This window comes from Tersicoccus phoenicis, assembly GCF_001968835.1.
In the GTDB taxonomy this organism is placed as follows: Bacteria; Actinomycetota; Actinomycetes; order Actinomycetales; family Micrococcaceae; genus Tersicoccus; species Tersicoccus phoenicis.
Window position 1 is genome coordinate 1 of sequence record NZ_MRDE01000130.1, and the last position, 2,210, is coordinate 2,210.

Annotated in this window: 2 rRNA genes; both read left to right on the forward strand. The window is 59.5% G+C overall.

Going from position 1 to position 2,210, the window contains the following annotated elements:
• Positions 1–1,389, forward strand: a 16S ribosomal RNA gene (locus BKD30_RS15445); the annotation flags it as partial.
• 563 nt (positions 1,390–1,952) lie between these two features.
• A 23S ribosomal RNA gene (locus BKD30_RS15450) occupies positions 1,953–2,210 on the forward strand; the annotation flags it as partial.

A 2,210-nucleotide genomic window follows, 5' to 3' on the forward strand; every position in this document is an offset into this window, starting at 1 on the left:
GCCTGGGAAACTGGGTCTAATACTGGATACGACCATTCCACGCATGTGGTGGTGGTGGAAAGCTTTCGGGTGGTTTTGGATGGACTCACGGCCTATCAGCTTGTTGGTGGGGTAATGGCTCACCAAGGCGACGACGGGTAGCCGGCCTGAGAGGGTGACCGGCCACACTGGGACTGAGACACGGCCCAGACTCCTACGGGAGGCAGCAGTGGGGAATATTGCACAATGGGCGAAAGCCTGATGCAGCGACGCCGCGTGAGGGATGACGGCCTTCGGGTTGTAAACCTCTTTCAGCAGGGAACAAGGCCAGGCTGTTGTCTGGTTGAGGGTACTTGCAGAAGAAGCGCCGGCTAACTACGTGCCAGCAGCCGCGGTAATACGTAGGGCGCAAGCGTTGTCCGGAATTATTGGGCGTAAAGAGCTCGTAGGCGGTTTGTCGCGTCTGCTGTGAAAGCCCGGGGCTCAACCCCGGGTCTGCAGTGGGTACGGGCAGACTGGAGTGCAGTAGGGGAGACTGGAATTCCTGGTGTAGCGGTGAAATGCGCAGATATCAGGAGGAACACCGATGGCGAAGGCAGGTCTCTGGGCTGTTACTGACGCTGAGGAGCGAAAGCATGGGGAGCGAACAGGATTAGATACCCTGGTAGTCCATGCCGTAAACGTTGGGCACTAGGTGTGGGGGACATTCCACGTTCTCCGCGCCGTAGCTAACGCATTAAGTGCCCCGCCTGGGGAGTACGGCCGCAAGGCTAAAACTCAAAGGAATTGACGGGGGCCCGCACAAGCGGCGGAGCATGCGGATTAATTCGATGCAACGCGAAGAACCTTACCAAGGCTTGACATGGACCGGAAAGGCGCAGAGATGTGTCCCCCACTTGTGGCCGGTTCACAGGTGGTGCATGGTTGTCGTCAGCTCGTGTCGTGAGATGTTGGGTTAAGTCCCGCAACGAGCGCAACCCTCGTTCCATGTTGCCAGCGGGTCATGCCGGGGACTCATGGGAGACTGCCGGGGTCAACTCGGAGGAAGGTGGGGATGACGTCAAATCATCATGCCCCTTATGTCTTGGGCTTCACGCATGCTACAATGGCCGGTACAAAGGGTTGCGATACTGTGAGGTGGAGCTAATCCCAAAAAGCCGGTCTCAGTTCGGATCGTGGTCTGCAACTCGACCACGTGAAGTCGGAGTCGCTAGTAATCGCAGATCAGCAACGCTGCGGTGAATACGTTCCCGGGCCTTGTACACACCGCCCGTCAAGTCACGAAAGTTGGTAACACCCGAAGCCGGTGGCCTAACCCTTGGGAGGGAGCCGTCGAAGGTGGGACCGGCGATTGGGACTAAGTCGTAACAAGGTAGCCGTACCGGAAGGTGCGGCTGGATCACCTCCTTTCTAAGGAGCACTTGAACCCCTGGCCGGGTCGCCCACGCTGTGTGGTGGGCGGGTTGGTCGTGGTCCTGCCGTTCAGTGGTGGGGTCGCGTGGGGGTGAGAGGGAGAAGCCCGTTGACTCACCTGGGTGTGGGTGCGGGTGCTCATGGGTGGAACATCAACGAAACTCGTGTCCGTCGCCGGTGCTGGTGGCTGGCCGCTCAGTACGCCCGGTGGGGTGGCTGCTTCCGTTGTGGGGTGGTTGCTCGTGGTCGGGTTGGGACGGTGGCTGGTTCTCCCTGGTGGGTGGTGGGCCTAGGCAACACACTGTTGGGTCCTGGGACAACAGGTGCCCGGCGTCGTCTTCTGCTGGTCCTGGTGGCTGGGTGGGTGTTCCTCACGGTTGGTGGGGGTGCTCGTCCTGGTTGCTGGGGATCTGGTGGGTGGGGGTGCGGGGTCTGGTTGTTTCTGGTGTTCCCTGTGTCTGGCGTGCCGGCACCCCTGTGGGGGTGGTCCGGCGGGGTGCGGGGGTTGTTGTTTGAGAACTGCATAGTGGACGCGAGCATCTTAATTCTGATTGTTCTGTGTGTAAGTTTCTAAGGGCACACGGTGGATGCCTTGGCATCAGGAGCTGATGAAGGACGTGGGAATCTGCGATAAGCCTCGGGGAGACGATAACCGGTCTGTGATCCGAGGATTTCCGAATGGGGTAACCCGGCCGCATGTCATGTGTGGTCACCGCCGTCTGAATATATAGGGCGTGCGGGGGGAACGCGGGGAAGTGAAACATCTCAGTACCCGCAGGAAGAGAAAACAACAGTGATTCCGTTAGTAGTGGCGAGCG